Below are 20,720 nucleotides of genomic sequence, written 5' to 3'. Positions count from 1 at the left end.
CCAAACAAATTTTCAGATAACAATGTTAGACAAAAATGCCAAAATATATGTAGCAGGCCACCGGGGGTTGGTAGGTTCTGCCATCTGGAAGAATCTTCAGGAGAAAGGATATACCAACCTCGTCGGCAAGACCCACAAAGAGCTCGATTTGCTCGACGGAGTTGCCGTACGCCGCTTCTTCGACGAGGAGCAGCCTGAATATGTATTCCTTGCCGCCGCCTTTGTGGGCGGCATCATGGCCAATAATATCTATCGTGCCGATTTTATCTACAAGAACCTGCAGATACAGCAGAATGTCATCGGCGAAAGTTTCCGTCACGGAGTGAAAAAGCTCCTCTTTCTGGGTAGTACCTGCATCTATCCCCGTGACACCGAACAGCCGATGAAGGAAGACGCACTCCTCACCTCTCCGCTGGAATACACCAACGAGCCCTATGCCATTGCCAAAATAGCCGGACTGAAAATGTGCGAAAGCTTCAATCTTCAGTACAGTACGAACTACATTGCCGTGATGCCCACCAACCTTTATGGCCCCAACGACAATTTCGACTTGGAACGCAGCCACGTACTCCCCGCCATGATACGCAAGATACACCTTGCCCACCACCTGAAACAAGGTGACTGGGATGCCGTACGCCACGACATGAACTTGCGTCCGGTGGAAGGCATCAACGGCGACAGCAGCAAAGAGGACATTCTGAATATTCTCCAGAAATACGGCATCAGCGAAGAAGAAGTGAAATTATGGGGTACTGGCACCCCCTTGCGCGAATTCCTCTGGAGCGAGGAGATGGCAGATGCCAGCGTCTTCGTCATGGAGCACGTCAACTTCAAGGATACCTTCAATCCGGACGACAAGGAAATCCGCAACTGCCACATCAATATTGGTACGGGAAAAGAAATCACCATCCGCCAATTGGCAGAGCTGATTGTAAACACCGTAGGCTATCAAGGCCGTTTGGCTTTCGATACCTCCAAACCAGATGGAACCATGCGCAAACTGACTGATCCCGGCAAACTACATGCATTGGGCTGGCATCATAAGATTGACATTGAAGAAGGCGTACAACGTATGTACAACTGGTATTTGAAGGGATGATTATCCCTTCGCCTTTTTTCTAAGAAAACTCATAAATCCCCTTTTTAAACGCATGGAGATTCTTTTACAAAAATTCAGACAATTCAACGGACTTGCCATATCACGGCCTTCTGAACCTAAATAACTCGGTAGGAAGGCCGTTTATCTCATTCCATAGCAGATACAAACAAAAAATCCGGTGTGTTTGTCCCAGTCCAGTCCTTTAACTACTAACAGAGCGAAGTAACAACTCTCTCTAACTTCTGCAAATGAAAAAGCCGTGTGCATAAAGAGCTATTTTCCTTATAAAAATTTGCTTTCTATATATAAACTCTTATATTTGCACAATCTTCAACTAAATGTGCAATTAATATCATGGAACAAAGTTTTATCACTTATATAGAGAATAGTATAAAGAATAATTGGGATTTAGATGCTCTGACCGATTACAAGGGAGCAACCCTGCAATATAAGGACGTAGCCCGGAAAATAGAAAAGTTGCATATTATTTTTGAGGCAAGCGGCATCAAGAAAGGCGATAAGATTGCCGTTTGTGGCCGCAACAGTTCCCACTGGGGGGTAACGTTCCTCGCAACATTGACCTACGGCGCGGTAATCGTCCCCATCCTTCACGAATTCAAGGCAGACAATATACACAACATCGTGAACCATTCCGAAGCCAAACTGCTTTTTGTAGGCGATCAGGTTTGGGAGAACCTCAATGAAAGTGCCATGCCGCTACTGGAGGGTATCATGATGATGACAGACTTCTACATCCTTGTCTCCCGTAGCGAAAAGTTGGACTATGCCCGAGAACATCTCAACGAGATGTTCGGCAGGAAATACCCCAAGAACTTCCGCAAGGAACATGTCGGTTACCACAAGGACCAGCCCGACGAACTGGCAGTCATCAACTATACATCCGGCACCACTAGTTATTCCAAAGGAGTGATGCTACCCTACCGCAGCTTGTGGTCAAATACCACTTTCGCTTTCGAAGTATTGCCGCTAAAATCCGGTGACAAGATTGTCTCCATGTTGCCAATGGCGCACATGTACGGACTTGCATTCGAGTTTCTGTATGAATTCGCCGTAGGTTGCCACATCTTCTTCCTCACCCGCATGCCCAGCCCAAAAATTATTTTCCAAGCTTTCACCGAAGTGAGGCCTAACCTGATTGTGGCTGTCCCGCTCATTATCGAAAAGATTATAAAGAAGAGTGTACTGCCCAAGCTGGAAACTCCTGCCATGAAACTGTTACTGAAAGTACCCATCATTAACGACAAGATAAAAGCGACCGTACGTGAACAAATGATACAGGCCTTTGGCGGTAACTTTGCAGAAATAATTGTAGGAGGAGCTGCCTTCAATCAGGAAGTGGAGCAGTTCCTAAAGATGATAGATTTCCCCTATACGGTAGGCTATGGAATGACGGAATGTGGTCCCATCATCTGTTACGAGGATTGGACTCGCTTCAAATCCGGTTCCTGCGGAAAGGCCGCACCGCGCATGGAAGTGAAAATTCTCTCACCCGACCCCGAAAATATTCCGGGAGAAATCGTCTGCCGTGGCCACAATGTAATGTTGGGTTACTACAAGAACGAAGAAGCCACCATGCAGGTACTTGACAAAGACGGCTGGCTGCACACCGGAGACCTTGCCCTAATGGATGCTGAAGGCAACATAACCATCAAGGGACGCAGCAAGAACATGCTCCTCGGCCCAAGCGGTCAGAATATCTACCCGGAAGAAATAGAAGACAAGCTGAACAATATGCCGTATGTGGCCGAAAGCATCATCGTGCAGCAAAATGAGAAACTTGTAGGTCTGGTGTACCCCGACTTCGATGATGCCTTTGCCCATGGTCTGAGCAATGACGACATCGAACGCGTCATGGAAGAAAATCGTGTGGCGCTGAATGCAGAACTGCCCACATACAGCCAAATATTCAAGATGAAAATCTATCCTGAAGAATTTGAAAAAACGCCGAAAAAATCTATCAAGCGCTTCTTATATCAGGAGGCCAAAGAATAACGTAAAAAGGCATTGAACAACAAGCTATCCAACCCTTTCTAAATTATTATCCAAATGGGAAACGAATTATTATTATCCGCCATGCTTCCAATATGCGGAATGGCGGGAGAAGCGTATGGCATGCCGTCTGGGGATGTTGTACCTGCTCCAGAAGAGCAACCGAACATCATTCTGTTCCTAGTGGACGACATGGGATGGCAAGACACCTCCCTCTCCTTTTGGACGCAGCGTACCAAGTACAACGATACGTACCATACTCCTAATATGGAACGAATGGCCACACAAGGCAAAATGTTTACGCAGGCCTATGCATGCAGCATCAGTTCACCTACGCGTGTCAGCCTTTTTACGGGAATGAATGCCGCTAGGCACCGAGTTACCAGTTGGACTCTCCGTAAGAACACTACCCATGAACAACCGGACTCGGTCATGATTTATCCGGAATGGAACGTTAACGGCATTTGTCAAGAGCCGGGCGTGGAACGGACTACACAAGTCACCTCCCTGGCCGAAGTGCTCAAAGCCCACGGCTATCATACCATTCATTGCGGAAAAGCCCACTTCGGTGCTGAAGGCACTCCCGGAGCTGACCCGTTGAAAATGGGGTTTGAGGTGAACATAGCCGGACATGCCGCCGGTTCACCTGCCAGTTACTATGGCCAGGAGAATTTCGGCAATAGAACAGACGGTAGAAGCCCCCTAGCTGCCGTACCCGGTCTGGAGAAATATTATGGCACCGACACTTTCCTAAGTGAAGCCCTTACCATAGAGGCCATGAAGGCACTGGATAATGCACAGCAGACTGACAAGCCGTTCTTTCTATACATGGCACACTATGCCATCCATACCCCTATACAACCTGACATGCGTTTTTACCAGAAATATCTGGACAAAGGCCTTTCTCCAGTAGAAGCTGCCTACGCCACTCTCATTGAGGGCATGGACAAAAGCCTGGGAGACATCATGGACTATCTGGACAAAAACAACCTGACGGAAAACACTATCCTCATCTTCATGTCCGACAATGGCGGCTTGGCGGCCCACACCCGTACCGGACAACTACATGTCCAGAACTATCCGCTCAACAGCGGCAAAGGCTCTGCCTACGAAGGAGGCATACGTGAACCGATGATTGTCCGCTGGCCGGGCATCGTGGCTCCCCAAACCCAATGCGACCATTATCTGATGATAGAGGACTTTTTCCCCACCATCCTTGAGATGGCAGGCGTCGACAACTATACAACTGTACAACAACGCGACGGTATCAGTTTTATGCCGCTGCTCACCGGAAAAGGTGAAATGAAAAAGCGTGATATCTACTGGCATTATCCCAATAGTTGGGGGCCTTCCGGTCCGGGCATTGGAGCCACTTGCTCCATCCGTTCGGGCGAGTGGAAACTGGTGTACTATTTCGGTGACGGTAGACGAGAACTTTTCAACATCCCCGCTGACATCAGTGAAAAGCATGATATGGCCCAAGAAAAGCCTGAAGTTGTCAAAGAGTTATCACGAAAACTAAGTAATTACCTCCGGTCTGTGAATGCGCAGCGCCCTCTGTTGCGTGCCACCCGCCAACCAGTTCCCTGGCCGGACGAAATATAAAAAAGTATGAAACGAAACCTTTCACTCCTCCTTATGTCCCTGCTTTTTGCAGGGACAACTCTTGCCCAAGAACATAATCCGGGCAGCGTACAGCCGGACACAATTCAAAAATCCTCTGAAAATACTTTCCGAAAACAACACTCTTCACGAACAGACCATAGTCCGGTAGGTATCAATATCTCCCTATGGAAAAACATCTCTACACAGCGGACTGATACCGTAGGAAGCACCTGCTTCAATCTTGGTGTGTTTTCCTCCATGAACCGTCTGAATGGCCTCGGCATGAATATTCTTGGCAGTGTAACCGGCAGAAATGTAAACGGTATGCAGATGGCAGGTCTGTCAAATATGGTGGGGGGAAGCATGCGAGGCATGCAGATAGCGGGAATTACCAACATCAATGGCAACAACCTTATCGGAGTATCCGTCTCGGGACTGGTAGGTATCACCGGAAATCATGCGCAAGGCGTCATCATTTCCGGTCTGGCAAACATCAGTGGGGACTATAATCGCGGTGCCTCCATAGGCGGCTTGTTGAATATCAGCGGAGAAGGTGCTTCCGGTATACACTTTGCCGGACTCGCCAGTATTTCCGGCGGAAATTTCAAAGGTTTTTCAGGAGCCGGCCTGCTAAGTGTAGTCGGTGAAGACTTGAATGGCATGCAAATGTCCGCCTTTGCCAACATCACTGCCGGAGATATGACCGGTGTTCAGGTTTCCGGCCTGGGCAATGTGGTGGGAGGTACAGCCCAAGGATTGCAAATAGGTGCTGCCAATATGGCTATACGTGCCCAAGGGCTTCAAATAGGGCTATTCAACTACTACAAAGAAAAATTAGACGGTTTCCAATTGGGATTAGTCAATGCCAATCCCCAAACGAAAGTTCAACTGATGTTGTTTGGTGGTAATGCCACCAAGCTGAATGTGGGTACCCGTTTCAAGAACCGGCTCTTCTATACCATCCTCGGTGGCGGTACCCATTATCTGGATTTTGGCGACAAGTTTTCCGCTGCCCTCTTCTACCGTGCCGGTCTTGAATTACCGCTCTACAAACAGCTGTTCATCAGCGGAGATTTGGGATACCAACATATAGAAACCTTCAAAAACAAAAACTACGGCATTCCGGCACGTCTCTATGCCCTCCAAGCACGTGTCAATCTAGAATACCACCTGACCGACCGCTTTGGCTTATTCCTCACTGGCGGTTATGGCGGCAGCCGCTACTACACCCAAGGGAAAACCTATGACAAAGGCATCATTGTGGAGGGCGGAGCAACGATACTGAAATTATAAGAGATAGGGATAAAGGGATAAGGATTAGGGGTAAACGATGAACAGCAAGCCCTCATCCTTAATCCCCCAATTATTGTTTCTCCTTAATCAGCCCCGTCCTATATGCCACCAGCAACTTCATCAAATCCTGAATCTGCGTAACAAGTTCACTCCCCTTGTCCGTATCCTTTACCATCATACGCTGCGAATTGAATTCGACAACCAGTGTTGTAGACTTTATGTCCTGCCCTTCTTCAATAGCTTTCTGACGACTTTGAAACGGTTCATGCTGTACCAGCTGTAAGCCGTGGGAATGATATACCAGCGTATATCCCGCAATTCCCGTTTCCGGCTGATAGGCTTTTGAGAAACCACCGTCAATCACCAGCAGCTTACCATCCGCTTTGATAGGTTTTTCGCCCTTAATGGTCTTTACCGGCACATGCCCGTTGATGATATGCGAGTGTGGTCCCGGCCTCACACCGAACTCTTCAAGAATGCGGTCACACACCGCTGCCTCATTGCGTAGGGTATAGTAATGTCCTTTCGTCTCTTTATGCAATGTTGTGTCGGCCACAAAATAGCGTTCAAAAGTAGCCATCTTATCTTTATCGAAGGAAGGGGCATCCGGTCCGCACCACATGTACCATACATAATCCAGTGCAAACTGTTTCTCTTCCGAACCATCCTCGTCAAAATAAGCGGTACGTATCAGCTGGTCGGTCTTTTGCAGCAACTTGTGTCCCCAATATTCCTTTTTGCCGATGTGAACATGCTTGAAACTTCCATCTGCATTCAGAGGCACGGAAGCGTGATAAAGTAGATTACTGTTACACACCAGATACATGCCGCCATACGTAAACAAGCAACGCATGTGCTTCTTCATTTTCTCACTGTTCATGAAAGAAGAATGAATCCGGTGCACCAATTCGCGCTCTTCGTCCGACAGCCGATACGGATCCGCCGGGTCTATGGTAGGAAAATTCACATCGCGCAACGGATACTCCTTGCCTTCGTATACAAACACGCCACGCTCGAAGTCCACCAGATGCAGCAGTTTCCGGTTCTCCATACCGAATTCAGGACGACGGCTGATGATTTCCGCTTCCAATTTCAACTGGATAACCGTAATCGCCTTGTGCATCTGTGTAATCAGCCGTAAGGTCTTCTCATTGTATTCCGCATCGGCAAAGTTCATTTTCGGTGCGAAAATGGTACAAGGGTCATCCGCATAGGTATCCATGGCAAACGTCGCAAGCGGCAACAGATTGATGCCATAACCATCCTCCAGCGTAGCCAAATTGGCATAACGCATCGACATACGGATTACGTTGGCAATACAGGCATCATTACCCGATGCGGCACCCATCCACAGAATATCGTGGTTACCCCATTGAATATCGAAATTATGATAATCGCAGAGAGTATCCATGATAATATGCGCACCCGGTCCGCGGTCGTATATATCGCCCACTATATGCAGCGAGTCGATGGTCAGACGCTGGATAAGGTTGCACATCGCCACAATAAAGTCATCCGCACGCTTCGTAGAGATAATGGTACTGATTATGACATTGATATAGGCATGTTTGTTGGGTTCAATGCTCGATTCGTGCAACAACTCTTGAATGATATATGAGAACTCTGCCGGAAGTGCCTTGCGTACTTTCGAACGGGTATATTTGGACGAAACGTTCTGGCATACTTTTACCAACTGGTTCAGAGTTATCAAATACCAGTCATCCAAGTCTTTTTCCTGCTCCTTGATAAGTTGCAACTTCTCTTCCGGATAATAAATTAACGTACAGATTTCCTTCTTCTCACTTTCGCGCAGTGTATGCCCGAATATTTCGTTCACCTTACGTTTCACTGCCCCCGATGCATTCTTCAGCACATGTTGAAAAGCCTCATACTCGCCATGAATATCCGTCAGAAAATGCTCTGTACCTTTCGGCAGATTCAGAATAGCCTCCAGATTGATGATTTCCGTACTGGCATCAGCAATGGTAGGAAAACTACGTGATAATAATTGCAAATAACGCAAGTCATTAACAATACTTTCCGGAGTTATATTTCCCATAGTTATTTAATTGATAGTTGATAATTGATAATGTCCTTCATTCCCCAGTATCCGTTATCCATTAATGAAAAACATGAGAAGCACTTGGGCTATGATTACCCGTAGAAACATGCACATCGGATAAACCGTAGCGTATGCCACTGACGGATTGTCTCCCGGAATGGTGTCGTTGGCGTAGTTTAGCGCCATGGGGTTTGCCATGCTTCCGCACAACATACCTGCCATTGTTCCGAAATCTATCTTCAGCCACTTGAAAGTGACGATACCCATAATCAATACCGGAACCACAGTCAATGCAAAGCCTGTGCCAATCCATAACAGTCCTTCCGGCCGGAATACCGTATCGAAGAAATGGGCACCCGCATCCAGTCCCAGGCAAGCCAGATAAAGAGACAATCCCAATGCACGGAGCATCAGGTTCGCACTGCGCGTAGTATAGGTCACCATGTGCATCCTCGGACCGAATGTCCCGATAAGAATACCTACGATGATAGGACCTCCTGCCAGTCCAAGCCGCACGGGAGCACTGATACCGGGAATGGAAATAGGAATTGCCCCCAAAGCCAAACCTATGACAATGCCGATAAATACCGCCACCAAGTTCGGTTCCTTCAAGCTTCTCACAGCATTTCCCAGCACCTTCTCCACATTTTGTATGGCAGCAGCTTCGCCCACTACGGTCAGGCGATCACCCAATTGCAAGGTCAACTCCGCCGTAGCCAGCAACTGCACGCCGCTACGATAAACCCGGCTAATATTGATACCGTAATGATTACGCAGATGAAGAGAGCCCAGCTTCTTGCCGTTCAGTTCCGGACGCGTCACCACGATACGTTGCGAAATCAACTGGCTATCTATAGCATTCCAGTCTATATCTTCCTTGTTCCAATCGGTATTCTCCTGCTCGCCGAAAAGCACGGTCAGGGCTGGCGTATTTTTCTCCGAGGTAATCACCAGCAGACGGTCACCTTCCTTTATAATCTTTTCCGAAATAGGTATACTCACATTCCCATCCCGCCACAAGCGGGAAATCACGAACTTCGGATAACTGTTCAGCCCGCCTATTTCCTTGATACTCTTGTTAAAGATGGCAGGATTGTGCACCTGGAACGCAACAATGTAAGGCTTGTTCACGTCATCCTTCTCTTTCAATTCCAAATCTTCCTTATGTGCCAGCGTCTTACGGATGAACAGTAGGGCTAGAATGACTCCTACCACCCCCAACGGATATGCTACCGCACACCCCAAAGCAGGCGTACTGGTCTCCAATCCCATCTGTTTCAATGTCTGCTGTGCCGCACCGAGTGCCGGTGTGTTTGTCGTGGCACCACAAAGTATGCCCACCATGTCCGGCAAGGATACTCCAAATCCATAGCTGCCCAATACAGTCAGCAGTGTGCCGATGAATACTACCCCTGCAGCAAGCATATTCAATTGTAGCCCTCCTTTACGGAAAGAGCTAAAAAAGCCCGGTCCCACCTGCAAACCCAAGGCATATACAAATATCACCAGCCCGAAGCTTTCCGCATAATTCAGCATCTGCGGGTCTATGGACAACCCGAAATGCCCGGCAATGATGCCGGCAAAGAATACAAACGTCACTCCCAATGAAATGCCACAAACATGTATCTTCCCCAATCCCAATCCGATAGCGGAAATCAGCGAGAGTACCACAACCGCCTGCAAGGCGGAGTGCTCAACAAATAAACTATATAGCCAATCCAATGTGCATTCTATTTTACTGTTTCAGGCTGCAAAGATAGTGCAAACGAAATGCAAAATAAAATGAACTCATTCATTTTTTATACGAAAGTACAGAGTCAGTAGCAAATCAGTGGGGATAATCATATAGATTTGCGATACGGAACAGAAAGAACTTCTTGTCGGCTACACCTCTTAAATTAGCGTAGAATAGTTTGATTTTAACATTGAATGACTCAGCCATGGCATCGGATAATCAATCAATGACGCGACTGGCTTTAGAGAAAGCCGTACGGACAATCTTACGCATTGAATCAGAAAGGTCAAGTGTGGATTTTGCATCCTCTGACCGGATAATCACGCACGAAGCTTTTCTCGTGGAAACCGTTCGGACAAAGCTGTCCGGGCTTGTAGCCGTCAACTCCGTCATCATGCTCTTCCAGCGTAACATCTAACGTCTCTTTGGTTTTGTCAAAGTAGACAAGACCAAAGTATTCAACCATTTCTTTGGGCAGCAAACATTCAGCCAACTCTCTATATGGGGTCTTATTGTTTACACCCTCTATTTACTAATAATTGTACATAAAGCACGGTATCAATGACAGATAATTTGTGGCAGGCTTAACCTTTTTATTCTGCTCAGTATAGAAATCTAGCAATTTATATGTAAATTTGCTCAACGAAATTCAATCAGACATGAAAATTCTTTGGATAGACCTCAACAGTTCATATGCACACTCTTCATTGGCACTCCCAGCACTGCATGCGCAAGTAGCCAAGAACAATTCTATTAAATGGGAGATTGTATCTGCCACCATCAATGAAAACATAGGAATGATTGTTGACGAAATATATCGACACCACCCCGACATCATTTCAGCAACAGCATGGTTGTTCAACCATGAACAGCTGCTGCACATCACAGCAAGATTAAAAGCATTGCTCCCCAATAGCTGTTTCGTTTTGGGTGGACCTGAATTCTTGGGAGACAATGAAGATTTTCTGCGTAAAAATCCTTTCGTCAACTGCGTGTTCAGAGGAGAAGGAGAAGAAGTATTCCCCCAATGGCTGGCTTGCTGGAACCAACCGGAAAAATGGGACGATATTCCGGGGCTTTGCTATATGAATCCTCAAAAGCAATATATAGACAACGGCATAGCCCGTGTCCTTGACTTTGCCCGGCTCGTGCCACCGGAAAAAAGCTGTTTCTTCAACTGGAGCAAACCATTCATACAACTGGAGACTACCCGGGGCTGTTTCAATACATGCGCATTCTGCGTCAGCGGCGGAGAAAAACCGGTGCGCACACTGTCCATTGAAAGTATCCGTGAACGTCTTCTGATTATCCGCAGCCATGGAATAAAAAACGTGCGTGTCCTCGACCGTACTTTTAATTATAATCCGCACCGTGCTAAAGAATTGCTCCAGCTTTTCCTGGAATTCTACCCGGATATATGCTTTCATTTGGAAATGCATCCTGCGCTATTGTCCGAAGAACTGAAAAGTGAATTGGAAAAGCTGCCTGAAGGATTGCTCCATCTCGAAGCCGGTATTCAAAGCTTGCGCGAACCGGTCCTCCAGAAAAGCCGTCGGATGGGAAGCCTGGAAGATTCACTGCAAGGTCTTCGTTTCCTATGTTCTCTACCCAATATGGAGACGCATGCCGACCTCATTGCCGGATTGCCTCTATACCGCCTATCCGAAATATTTGAGGATGTGCGTACACTTGCCGGATACAATGCCGGCGAAATACAGCTTGAATCCCTGAAGTTACTTCCCGGCACAGAAATGAGAAGAAGAGCTGAAGAACTAGGCATCCGATATTCCCCTCTTCCCCCTTATGAAGTTCTTCAAACAAATGAAATCAGTGTCAACGAGCTTCAGACAGCCCGGCAACTGTCACGTCTTCTGGACGGATTCTATAACACAACTGCTTGGCAAGCCATCACCCGTAAGCTGATTCTAGATGAGAACGACTTCCTACACCGTTTCCTGAAATTTTTAATCGATAAAAATCTTATAGACCAGCCCATGAGCTTGGAAAAACGAGGCCTTGTACTCTATGAATTCTGCAGTATACATTATCCGGCCCATCAAATCATGGTCACCATTGCTTGGATAGAAGCAGGCATGTCATTAAAGAAAAAACCAGCAGAGAAAATCAAGACCAAACGCCAGATACCGCCAAAATATTGGGAAGTCATTTATGGGAACTACAAAGAAAGCCTCCGCTTATGTTTTCTACCCATTGATGACAATACCCAAAATGGCTATTGGTTCGGTTTCGAGTCGGAAATACAAAAAGCAGAACCTGTATTCAAAGCCAAAGGAATAATGGAGAGGCATCAAAATACACAATCAATGCAGATTAACACAGATAAGAATTCTTGATATAAATATAAAAGATACAAGAAGCATTCTTTTTTTATTTTGATGACAGCCATTTTAGCATACATTTTAATATTTCCTTGTTACAATAGTTCGTTAGGTTTTGAATTAACAGATAGAATTAGGTCAAGCCCTCCCAATCCATTATATTAAGGGCTCCTACATCCTGAAAAAAATGAATCAGAACGAACTTGACCAATATTTAGATTTAATACAACGGTATCGTTAGCAGTTTGGTCGCAGGTTCGACTGGCTATCCTTTAATGCCAACTTAGCAACATCCCAGATAGGCAGTCGTAAGTGCTATGCCACAATATTTTCCTCATGCAATGATTTATTTCAATGTTAGGCATTGAACCGAATCCAGAAATAAATCGAAAACTATGGGAAGAGGAAATTAAATCTGCGGCAATCGTTGCATAAGTGTTAAGGAAATGTTTAACGAACTATTGATGATATATACACTTCAATTGATGCTTATAAAAAAGCGGTGGAGAGCATAAAAAATTCCGTCCACCGCTTTTTCATTGTTTATCCTAAATCCAATCTTTCTACTTTACAGCTGCAATAGCTTTATCATAGTCTGGTTCTTGTGTAATTTCAGGTACCAATTCCGTATAAGCAATCTTTCCATCCTTGCCGATAACCACTACCGAACGCGCCAACAGACCGGCAAGCGGTCCGTCCGCCATGCGTACCCCGTAATTTTCATCAAAATCGGAAAAACGGAAATCAGACAAAGGAATCACATTCTCAATACCTTCCGTTGTACAGAAACGCGCATGTGCGAAAGGCAAATCCTTGGAGATTGCCAGCACCACGGTATCAGACAGGCCGGCAGCCAGTTTATTGAACTTACGTACAGAAGTAGCGCACACACCAGTGTCAAGGCTGGGGAAAATATTCAAGATAACATTCTTCCCGTTCAGTTCCTTCAAAGAGAATGAAGACAAATCTGTTTTTACCAATTCGAAATCGGGGGCAACAGAGCCCACCTTTATAAATTCACCGATAACCTTTACCGGTTGTCCTTTAAATTTTGTTGTAGCCATAGTTTTATCAAATTATATGTATACACAACAAATTACATACAGAAAAAGTTCATCCGAAGCATGTCAAAAGGAATCCCGCCTATGACATTTTCGTCTAGCCGAATTGCTCAATATCGTCTCAGAAAACGAAACATCGTAGTCCGTGACACTCCCATCTGCCGGGCAAGTTCGGCACACGACTCTCCTCTTTGGTGCTCCCTCACAAGTTTCCTCTTGTTCGCATAGAGTATCTTCATTTTGGGCGTGTCTCCTTTCTTCCTGCCCAGATGCTTTCCCTCCTTCCTCCGTCGTTCCAGCGCTTCTTTGGTACGCATGGAAATCAGATTACGCTCTATCTCGGCCATCAGTCCAAAAGCAAAGCCCAGCACTTTGCTATTGATGTCATTCTGAAATACATACCCCTCTTTGGTACTGTACAACACCACTCCCCTTTTGATGCAAGAGTTAAGAATGGTCATTATCTCCAGCAGTGTCCGACTAAGCCGTGAGATCTCCGTTATAATCAAGGAGTCTCCCGGTTTCATCCGGTCCAACAAGCCCGCCAGTTTACGCTCTTTGCTACTCACTTTTCCGCTGACCGTCTCCGTGTACCATCTGTCGATGCTCAACCCTTTCTTTTCCGCGAAGCGTATAATTTCCTCGCGTTGATTCTCTAGAAACTGTTTTTCTGTACTTACTCTTAAATAAGCTACTACTGCCATAATTGATAAACGTTTATTGGTTATTATTCACCACCAAAGAACGGTTATTCAAGCAAGAGTGGCAACACACAACTATGACTCTATATCACAGAGAATCATATTATGAACATCCCCCGAAGTCAAGGAAGACTCTCGGTAAGCATCTCAAATATGCCTATAAACAAAGAAAACAGCCCCACTGAAGCTGTTTTCTAAAATTAGTTCATAAAAAATTGATACTATGTAGATTTCATCGTATACTCTTCTTCATTTCATCCACAATGTATCTCACATCCTCCTCCGTCACGTAAGGACCACTCGGCAAGCAAAGACCACACTTAAACAAACTCTCACTGACACCATTTACATAAGAAGGACTCTGAGCATAAACCGGTTGAAGATGCATAGGCTTCCATAAGGGACGGCTCTCGATACCGGCTCTGTCCAAGCAAATACGCATGGCTTCCACATTACGATTGGGTTCACAAGAAGTATGGGCGCTAACCGACTCATGCGTAACACCCGCAGCACCACCTACGGCACCTTTCACAGTCTCACGGTAGGCATCCTCCTCATCCCTCACATGCAGATTCTCGTCAAGCAGTACCGTGTTCAACCAATAATTGCTGTCATAACACTCCGAAGGATTCTCATGAAGCGTGATTCCCTCCACATCAGCCAACAGCTCACGATACAGACCGCACAGATGCTTATGGTGTGCTATGTGCTCATCCACCACCGTCATCTGGCCGCGACCGATACCGGCACAAATGTTACTCATCCGATAGTTATAGCCTATACGCTCGTGCTGGTAGTAGGGATAGGACTCACGGGCCTGGGTGGCATAGAACATAATCTCTTTCTTGACATCCTCATCTGGGCAAATCAAAGCACCGCCACCGCTGGTCGTTATCATCTTGTTGCCATTGAAGGAAAGCACGCCATATCTGCCAAAAGTTCCGAGGACTTGCCCGTCAAACTTGCTGCCAAAGCCTTCGGCGGCATCCTCTATAACCGGAATATCATATTTATCTGCCACCGACATGATTTGATCTATCTTGTAAGGCATTCCATATAAAGCCACCGGAACAATCGCTTTGGGTTTCCGACCCGTCTTATTGATACGGTCTTGAATCGCTGCCTCCAAAAGTACAGGATCCATATTCCAGGTATCCTCCTCGCTGTCCACAAATACGGGTGTAGCACCGAGATACGTCACTGGATGACTTGAGGCACAAAATGTAAAACTCTGTACTATCACTTCATCACCCTGCCCCACTCCACAGGCCAGCAGAGCCAGGTGCACCGCTGCCGTACCGGCACTCAATGCGACCACTTTCTTGTTCTGACCAACAAAATGTTCCAGTTCCTGCTCAAAGGCATTCACGTTCGGACCGAGTGGAACCACCCAATTTGTGTCAAAGGCTTCCTGTATGAAGCCCATCTCCTTGCCGCTCATATGAGCAAGGCAAAGATAAATTCTCTTATCCATAAAATTACGTGATTTACAAAACTATATTCTTGATAATCTTACACCTATTCCCTACAGCCAACACACCATCCGGAATATCCTTTGTAACAACGGAACCGGCACCTATAATACTCCACTTCCCTATCTTAACACCCGGAATAACAACACTGCCGGCACCAATCCATGTCCCCTCGCCAACTTGAACATTGCCACAAAGCGTACAATGGGGAGAAATATGCACATAATCAGCAATCAGACATTCATGATCCACCGAAGCACCGGTATTGATAATACAATGGCTGCCAATACAAGCATCCGACTGCACAATTGCTCCCTGCATAACTACCGAGCCTTCTCTTATCTCAGCTTCTTCAGATATAATTGCAGAAGAATGAAAAGCCTTGCCATATTCCACCTTCAACTCCTTGGCAATCTTCCTGCGAATGCCATTATTCCCGATACTGATTATCAATGGTCCGCAGACCTTCGACGGGCGTAATACGGGATAGTCAAAAAGATGATGGACTTTCTCATTATCATCAAATAATGCTTCAATCGGTTCATGATTAGCACGTAATATATCAATGATCACTTTGGCATGACCACTGGCACCATATAAATACATTTTCTGATATTAGTTATTTCCAGTAAAAACTTCCATCGTAGCCGAAGTATCAGAGCTGATACCTTCCCTTATAAATACCTTTCTTATCGTCATAAAAACAATTTTCAAATCAAGTAGAAAAGAACAATGATCTACATACCACACATCCAATTCAAATTTCTTAGACCAAGAAATGGTGTTGCGCCCATTTACCTGAGCCCAGCCCGTAATCCCCGGACGGACTTCATGACGACGGGCTTGCTCTTTACTATAAAGCGGTAAGTATTGAGGCAATAAAGGACGGGGACCTATCAAAGCCATATTTCCTTTCAAGACATTAAGTAATTGTGGAAGCTCATCAATCGAAGTAGAACGTACAAAACTTCCAACTTTTGTCAAACGTACGGCATCTGGCAACAAATTACCCTCCGCATCCCGTTCATCCGTCATGGTTTTAAACTTTATAACCCGAAAGATTTTTCCATCCTTTCCCGGACGCTCCTGAGTAAAGAATACTCCGGCACCCTTATTGGCAAAATACAACCAAAGGGCAACGAGAAACAGTATCGGCCAAATCAAAGCCAACACACAAAACACGAGGATGAAGTCAATCACCCTCTTAAAAAAATGAGAATACATGGTCAAAAAAATAAGATTGTGTGCGAAAGATTACCCCAAATTATCTGCTATATCATGAGATACTAAATCTTGTTTTTCGTCAACATAATCCTTCAATAAGGAGATTATATCATTGTCTTTGAGGGTAATCAAACCTTGTGGTCCTCGTTTGGGATAGATATATAAGAAAGTAATCTCTTCTCTTTGTTTATGAACTAAATAAATAAGTCTGAAACCATCTTTTTTACTTAGCTTCTGTCCGCTATTGGGCACTCTAAATTTGATAATAGTAAAATTATCTTCATTAAGCACCATGTCCCGATTTATGCGAATTTCCTCTATAGATTTATCCTTAAATGAGTTACATATATCTTTCACAACACTGCCATAACCTTCTTTGGGCTTAGAACAAAGCTTTGTTAGGGCATTTCGAAATGCCTGAATGGAATAAAAAACAAGCACAACAATTATAAGCTATTGATTAAACCAACCAAATCCCTATAATCATTATTTTGAGGAAGTGAAACAATAAATATTCTAATATCCTTCCCTATCTCCTGCAAATCATCAATGCCATTTTTAAAATTCTTCAAATCGGTTTTTATACCGGAATAAAAATGGGATGTTCGATAAGTTGTATATAATCCAATCAGATTCCGAATTAGCTTTTTATACATATCAGCTATCTGAGAATAGTCTTCTTTTGTTAATTGAGAGAAATTATCATGAATCAAATCATAAAGTTCAGCTATAGATTTATTCAAACTACGTATGTTTTTCTGAATATCTAAAATTATATCCAAATAAGTATCAATAGCCTTATCCATAGCCTTTTTATTCATTGCCGATTCCGTTTGAATAGCAACAATATTATCTTTAATGACTTCAACACAACACATTATATATCTTCCCTTTCTAATACCAATTAGATTTTGTTAAATAATTGATTTTGCAAATATAACAATAGACTATAAATAGTCAATATAAATACCGGCAAAACATTGATTATTTAACCTTTTGCTATATTATTGGTTATCAACAATGATTTTTATACAAAAGAAATCACTTCCTCTAAAAAAGAAACAAATTTATCCGCCAACAATTTCCTTGAGAAATTAGCTTCTGCAAATGCCCGAGCTCTTTGCCCACACTCTGCTCTGTATGTATCATCGTCCAATAAAGAAATCAAGCCTTCGGCAAAAGCATTTGCATCCTTGGGAGGAACAACAATCCCTAACTTATTTTCTTGAATCATATCAGCAAGCCAACCTGGATAATTGTTTAAGACAGCCAATCCTGAAGATATATAATCAAAAAACTTATTAGGTGAAGTTCCATAGTAAAAAGCCGGAACATCAGCTAATACCATCAAACCCAAATCTGCTGATGCAACAACTTTATTTAGTTCCTTCTTAGGCATCGGATTATAAAAACGACAATTATCCAATTGCTCTTTTCGAGCTCGTTCCATCAAATGCGGTTTCATTTTACCGTCTCCTATAAATGCCAACACAATATCCGTCCGTTGCTTTGCCTTCAGCACTGCAGCAGCATCCAACACTGCGTCCAAACCATTAGCAATTCCATGTGCACCAGTAAAAACCGCCACTTTATCTGTTTCGAAAATGCCCTCCAACGAAAGATTATCACGTGAAGATGGCTTGAATATCTCCAAATCACACCCGTTCGGAATCATCGAAATACGCTTGCCCGACTGGCTCCTTCTTTTAATTCCTTCACAAATTCCAGGAGAAAGACCAACACAAGCATCCGCGCAATGATAACTCAACCACTCCAAAATATTCATCCCCCACAATAAAAAAGGATTCTTCATACCTAAGGCCTTAGGTAATTCAGGCCACAAGTCACGAACTTCAAAAATAAATTTTTTCTTCCGGAACAACTTCATTACTATGCCTGGAATACCGGCTGTCAAAGGAGTAGAAGTTGCAAACAACAAATCATAATCTTCTTTCAATGCTATTTGAATACCCTTCCATCCAAACTTCACGAAAGTCCATGCCCTTTTGGCGATGCCATCCTTATTAGAGTAAGGCAAAGCTATCTGAATCACATCTATACCATCGACCATTCCTCTATGAACATTTTTCATCGTTGTGTTCGGCAAATCCAGCTTGGCCGTTTCACCACAAACCATGCAAACAGAATGGCCTCTGGAAATCAGATGTTTTGCCAATTCATAAGAACGTGTCCCCCCCGCTTGGGTGGGAATGGTAAAATGTTGATGGAAATAAAGCACTTTCATTTTATATAAATTGAAGGATTGTTTTTATCGAGCTATTTTTAGTCTGAAATTCGATTTGCCTACATTTAGTCGTTTGGCCATAATAATTAGAGCATAATTGTTCTGTATCAACAGTTTCACCGTTTGATTCCAAGCTAAGATTATCCTTATTTGTATGCCATAACTGACACATATTCATATTTTGAGGTTTACCATCTATACAATCTTCTATCTCCCACTTACATGTGTTTTTCCATTTTACAATCTTTCTATAATGTTTCATTCCCTTATTCAAATAAGTAAAACAAGAGACTTTTCCTTCGAATATATAGGCATCCTCTGTTTCTTTCAACGAACTCCACTCTGCTTGCGACCAATTATACCAAATAAATCGAGATCCTTTCAACATTTGATCATGTCCTTCAAGCATTATTGTATTATGAGATTCCGTACCCATAAAATATCGAAGTAACTTCTCTGTTGTATTGTATTTATAACTCCCCCCATCAAACAAATAATTTTCTCCCTGATACCAAATATCCAAATGCAGATTATCCGCATGCGCAGGTCGGTCCTTATATCTTCCACATCTGATAAAAGAAAAAGTATCCTTTTCACGAATACAATAATATCCTCCCTTATCAAAAGAAATGCAACCAAACTGTTTTTTTATTGGTGGATACATCTGTCGGTTTGCTTTCCACTCGCACAAATACCATTCTCTATCCTCATATTGCCGATCATACAAATGTTCGGAAGTAAGCAAATAATGTAACGCATCGAGTTGAGGGTGATAATCACGATAATCGCAATCATTAAGTTTAAAAAACAAAGCTCCATCATTTGAGCCATAATTAGGTAGCCAGCCAGTCAAATCATCCTGGCACTGATACAAAAAATTCACAGACTGATAAGCACGTTTATATACTTCATCACAAAACCGCTCCCCATTTCTGTCTGCCAGAGTAATGGCCCATGTCAAAAGCTGAACCACTACCCGATGATAATTCATACTGAATTGCAGATAAGTACCATCTTCTGCCACCTGGTATTTTATCTCCTGCTCAAACCATTTTTTCCCTTTCTTTTTCCACTCTCCAGATTCTGGAAATTGAGGAAATAACAGACCTATCAGATACAACGCCAACGTTTCCGTTATTGCATGATTATTACGCACTGCAATCCGGGAAAAATTTATATTTGCACGTACATGCTTCATTTGCCAATAAACAGACTGGATGATTAACCTAAAAACATCTTCCGTCAATTCAACCGAATCTTTATAATAATAAAGTGCGAATAACCAATTCAATACACGCAAAGATATTTCCTGACTACATTTATAATTAGGTCCACAATTAAGCGGGTTTTTATGAATCCAGTCCTCTATTTGAGAAAATACAAAAGACGCATGATTTTCACCAGACTTTTGATCATAGCGGATAATGTCATAGAGAAAAGAAAAACGGGACTTTTCCCATACATACTTTATATCCCCTGCTTCAGGCACAATATCCTCTACTGTCGTCCAGTGTACATTCGCGTTATATTTATAGTTCGTATCAGGGTTTGTCAGCCAGTCATAATCCGTTCCAAGGTTGTACCAAACGGCAGAAAAGAAGCAATATTCACCGCGCTTCATTCTATTGACTTTCTCTGAAAGTACCCTACTATCAGTATGGGTCAATTTCACGCTCTTTCTACTTGAAAAGAAAAAGGGTTTTGCGTGCTTTCTCCAATCCGCCAATGACAAATATTCTTTATCCTCCCAAGAAATAGGGTATGCTCTTTTCAACATTCCCCCTTTACGGCGTATTTCATACTGGATACGAAACAAAAAGTACTTTATTCCCATGTTATGAAATAACTGAAAATAAAGAAGAAATTTATTCATA

The 20,720-nt window shown here is 43.9% G+C and carries 17 protein-coding genes and 1 pseudogene; 5 read left to right on the top strand and 13 right to left on the bottom strand.

Features of this window, described 5'->3' with window-relative positions:
• Positions 1–22 precede the first annotated feature (22 nt).
• The 4 genes from E5355_RS04505 to E5355_RS04490 all read left to right on the top strand — a co-directional run bounded on the left by E5355_RS04505 (position 23) and on the right by E5355_RS04490 (position 6,007).
• On the top strand, positions 23–1,099 hold the full coding sequence (locus E5355_RS04505) for a GDP-L-fucose synthase family protein (protein WP_136009352.1): 1,077 nt from the start codon (positions 23–25) through the stop codon (positions 1,097–1,099).
• Between the two features lie 354 nt (positions 1,100–1,453).
• Positions 1,454–3,112, top strand: a complete 1,659-nt coding sequence (locus E5355_RS04500; RefSeq protein WP_136009351.1) for a long-chain fatty acid--CoA ligase — start codon at positions 1,454–1,456, stop codon at positions 3,110–3,112.
• Between the two features lie 54 nt (positions 3,113–3,166).
• Positions 3,167–4,714, top strand: a complete 1,548-nt coding sequence (locus E5355_RS04495; protein WP_136009350.1) for a sulfatase — start codon at positions 3,167–3,169, stop codon at positions 4,712–4,714.
• Between the two features lie 6 nt (positions 4,715–4,720).
• Entirely contained in the window at positions 4,721–6,007 is a 1,287-nt protein-coding gene (locus E5355_RS04490; protein ID WP_136009349.1) for an LA_2272 family surface repeat-containing protein, read from the top strand.
• Positions 6,008–6,077: 70 nt separating this feature from the next.
• Here E5355_RS04490 and E5355_RS04485 read toward each other — a convergent pair whose 3' ends face one another.
• From E5355_RS04485 to E5355_RS19335, 4 genes and pseudogenes are all read right to left on the bottom strand, one after another.
• Positions 6,078–8,066, bottom strand: coding sequence for a fructose-1,6-bisphosphatase (locus tag E5355_RS04485; RefSeq protein ID WP_136009348.1), 1,989 nt, complete (start codon positions 8,064–8,066; stop codon positions 6,078–6,080).
• Positions 8,067–8,120: 54 nt separating this feature from the next.
• Entirely contained in the window at positions 8,121–9,791 is a 1,671-nt protein-coding gene (locus E5355_RS04480; RefSeq protein ID WP_136009347.1) for a putative transporter, read from the bottom strand.
• A 106-nt stretch (positions 9,792–9,897) separates the two neighbouring features.
• Positions 9,898–10,020: pseudogene (locus E5355_RS20300) on the bottom strand (transposase); the annotation flags it as partial.
• 70 nt (positions 10,021–10,090) lie between these two features.
• Positions 10,091–10,270 (bottom strand): hypothetical protein, encoded by a 180-nt coding sequence (locus E5355_RS19335; protein WP_168354273.1) that lies wholly within the window; start codon positions 10,268–10,270, stop codon positions 10,091–10,093.
• A 193-nt stretch (positions 10,271–10,463) separates the two neighbouring features.
• Between E5355_RS19335 and E5355_RS04470 the strand changes: the two genes are divergently transcribed.
• Entirely contained in the window at positions 10,464–12,158 is a 1,695-nt protein-coding gene (locus tag E5355_RS04470) for a B12-binding domain-containing radical SAM protein (RefSeq protein ID WP_136009346.1), read from the top strand.
• 548 nt (positions 12,159–12,706) lie between these two features.
• Here E5355_RS04470 and tpx read toward each other — a convergent pair.
• The 9 genes from tpx to E5355_RS04425 all read right to left on the bottom strand — a co-directional run bounded on the left by tpx (position 12,707) and on the right by E5355_RS04425 (position 20,719).
• On the bottom strand, positions 12,707–13,207 hold the full coding sequence (gene tpx / locus E5355_RS04465) for a thiol peroxidase (RefSeq protein WP_136009345.1): 501 nt from the start codon (positions 13,205–13,207) through the stop codon (positions 12,707–12,709).
• Positions 13,208–13,314: 107 nt separating this feature from the next.
• A complete protein-coding gene (locus tag E5355_RS04460; RefSeq protein WP_136009344.1) occupies positions 13,315–13,908 on the bottom strand; it encodes a master DNA invertase Mpi family serine-type recombinase in 594 nt (197 codons plus the stop codon).
• A 229-nt stretch (positions 13,909–14,137) separates the two neighbouring features.
• Positions 14,138–15,379 (bottom strand): DegT/DnrJ/EryC1/StrS family aminotransferase, encoded by a 1,242-nt coding sequence (locus E5355_RS04455; RefSeq protein WP_136009343.1) that lies wholly within the window; start codon positions 15,377–15,379, stop codon positions 14,138–14,140.
• A 13-nt stretch (positions 15,380–15,392) separates the two neighbouring features.
• A complete protein-coding gene (locus E5355_RS04450; protein WP_136009342.1) occupies positions 15,393–15,983 on the bottom strand; it encodes an acetyltransferase in 591 nt (196 codons plus the stop codon).
• A gap of 9 nt (positions 15,984–15,992) precedes the next feature.
• Positions 15,993–16,601: a sugar transferase gene (locus E5355_RS04445; RefSeq protein ID WP_136009341.1), complete on the bottom strand. Its 609-nt coding sequence runs from the start codon at positions 16,599–16,601 to the stop codon at positions 15,993–15,995.
• 30 nt (positions 16,602–16,631) lie between these two features.
• Positions 16,632–17,042: a hypothetical protein gene (locus tag E5355_RS04440; protein WP_136009340.1), complete on the bottom strand. Its 411-nt coding sequence runs from the start codon at positions 17,040–17,042 to the stop codon at positions 16,632–16,634.
• A gap of 5 nt (positions 17,043–17,047) precedes the next feature.
• Positions 17,048–17,422, bottom strand: coding sequence for a hypothetical protein (locus E5355_RS04435; RefSeq protein ID WP_136009339.1), 375 nt, complete (start codon positions 17,420–17,422; stop codon positions 17,048–17,050).
• A gap of 206 nt (positions 17,423–17,628) precedes the next feature.
• A complete protein-coding gene (locus E5355_RS04430) occupies positions 17,629–18,846 on the bottom strand; it encodes a glycosyltransferase family 4 protein (RefSeq protein WP_136009338.1) in 1,218 nt (405 codons plus the stop codon).
• 1 nt (position 18,847) lies between these two features.
• Positions 18,848–20,719, bottom strand: a complete 1,872-nt coding sequence (locus E5355_RS04425; RefSeq protein ID WP_136009337.1) for an alginate lyase family protein — start codon at positions 20,717–20,719, stop codon at positions 18,848–18,850.
• Position 20,720: the final 1 nt, after the last annotated feature.

It is taken from the genome of Bacteroides muris (ex Afrizal et al. 2022), from assembly GCF_004793475.1.
In the GTDB taxonomy this organism is placed as follows: domain Bacteria; phylum Bacteroidota; class Bacteroidia; order Bacteroidales; family Bacteroidaceae; genus Bacteroides; species Bacteroides muris.
The sequence above is the reverse complement of the archived record's forward strand: the minus strand, read 5'-3'. Positions and strand labels throughout refer to the sequence as shown.

Bases quoted from the DNA above. Each gene is read 5' to 3' on its own strand.
- E5355_RS04505 (WP_136009352.1), top strand. From the start codon at position 23: ATGTTAGACAAAAATGCCAAAATATATGTAGCAGGCCACCGGGGGTTG.
- E5355_RS04500 (WP_136009351.1), top strand. From the start codon at position 1,454: ATGGAACAAAGTTTTATCACTTATATAGAGAATAGTATAAAGAATAAT.
- E5355_RS04495 (WP_136009350.1), top strand. From the start codon at position 3,167: ATGGGAAACGAATTATTATTATCCGCCATGCTTCCAATATGCGGAATG.
- E5355_RS04490 (WP_136009349.1), top strand. From the start codon at position 4,721: ATGAAACGAAACCTTTCACTCCTCCTTATGTCCCTGCTTTTTGCAGGG.
- E5355_RS04485 (WP_136009348.1), bottom strand. From the start codon at position 8,066: ATGGGAAATATAACTCCGGAAAGTATTGTTAATGACTTGCGTTATTTG.
- E5355_RS19335 (WP_168354273.1), bottom strand. From the start codon at position 10,270: ATGGTTGAATACTTTGGTCTTGTCTACTTTGACAAAACCAAAGAGACG.
- E5355_RS04470 (WP_136009346.1), top strand. From the start codon at position 10,464: ATGAAAATTCTTTGGATAGACCTCAACAGTTCATATGCACACTCTTCA.
- tpx (WP_136009345.1), bottom strand. From the start codon at position 13,207: ATGGCTACAACAAAATTTAAAGGACAACCGGTAAAGGTTATCGGTGAA.
- E5355_RS04460 (WP_136009344.1), bottom strand. From the start codon at position 13,908: ATGGCAGTAGTAGCTTATTTAAGAGTAAGTACAGAAAAACAGTTTCTA.
- E5355_RS04455 (WP_136009343.1), bottom strand. From the start codon at position 15,379: ATGGATAAGAGAATTTATCTTTGCCTTGCTCATATGAGCGGCAAGGAG.
- E5355_RS04450 (WP_136009342.1), bottom strand. From the start codon at position 15,983: ATGTATTTATATGGTGCCAGTGGTCATGCCAAAGTGATCATTGATATA.
- E5355_RS04445 (WP_136009341.1), bottom strand. From the start codon at position 16,601: ATGTATTCTCATTTTTTTAAGAGGGTGATTGACTTCATCCTCGTGTTT.
- E5355_RS04435 (WP_136009339.1), bottom strand. From the start codon at position 17,422: ATGAATAAAAAGGCTATGGATAAGGCTATTGATACTTATTTGGATATA.
- E5355_RS04430 (WP_136009338.1), bottom strand. From the start codon at position 18,846: ATGAAAGTGCTTTATTTCCATCAACATTTTACCATTCCCACCCAAGCG.
- E5355_RS04425 (WP_136009337.1), bottom strand. From the start codon at position 20,719: ATGAATAAATTTCTTCTTTATTTTCAGTTATTTCATAACATGGGAATA.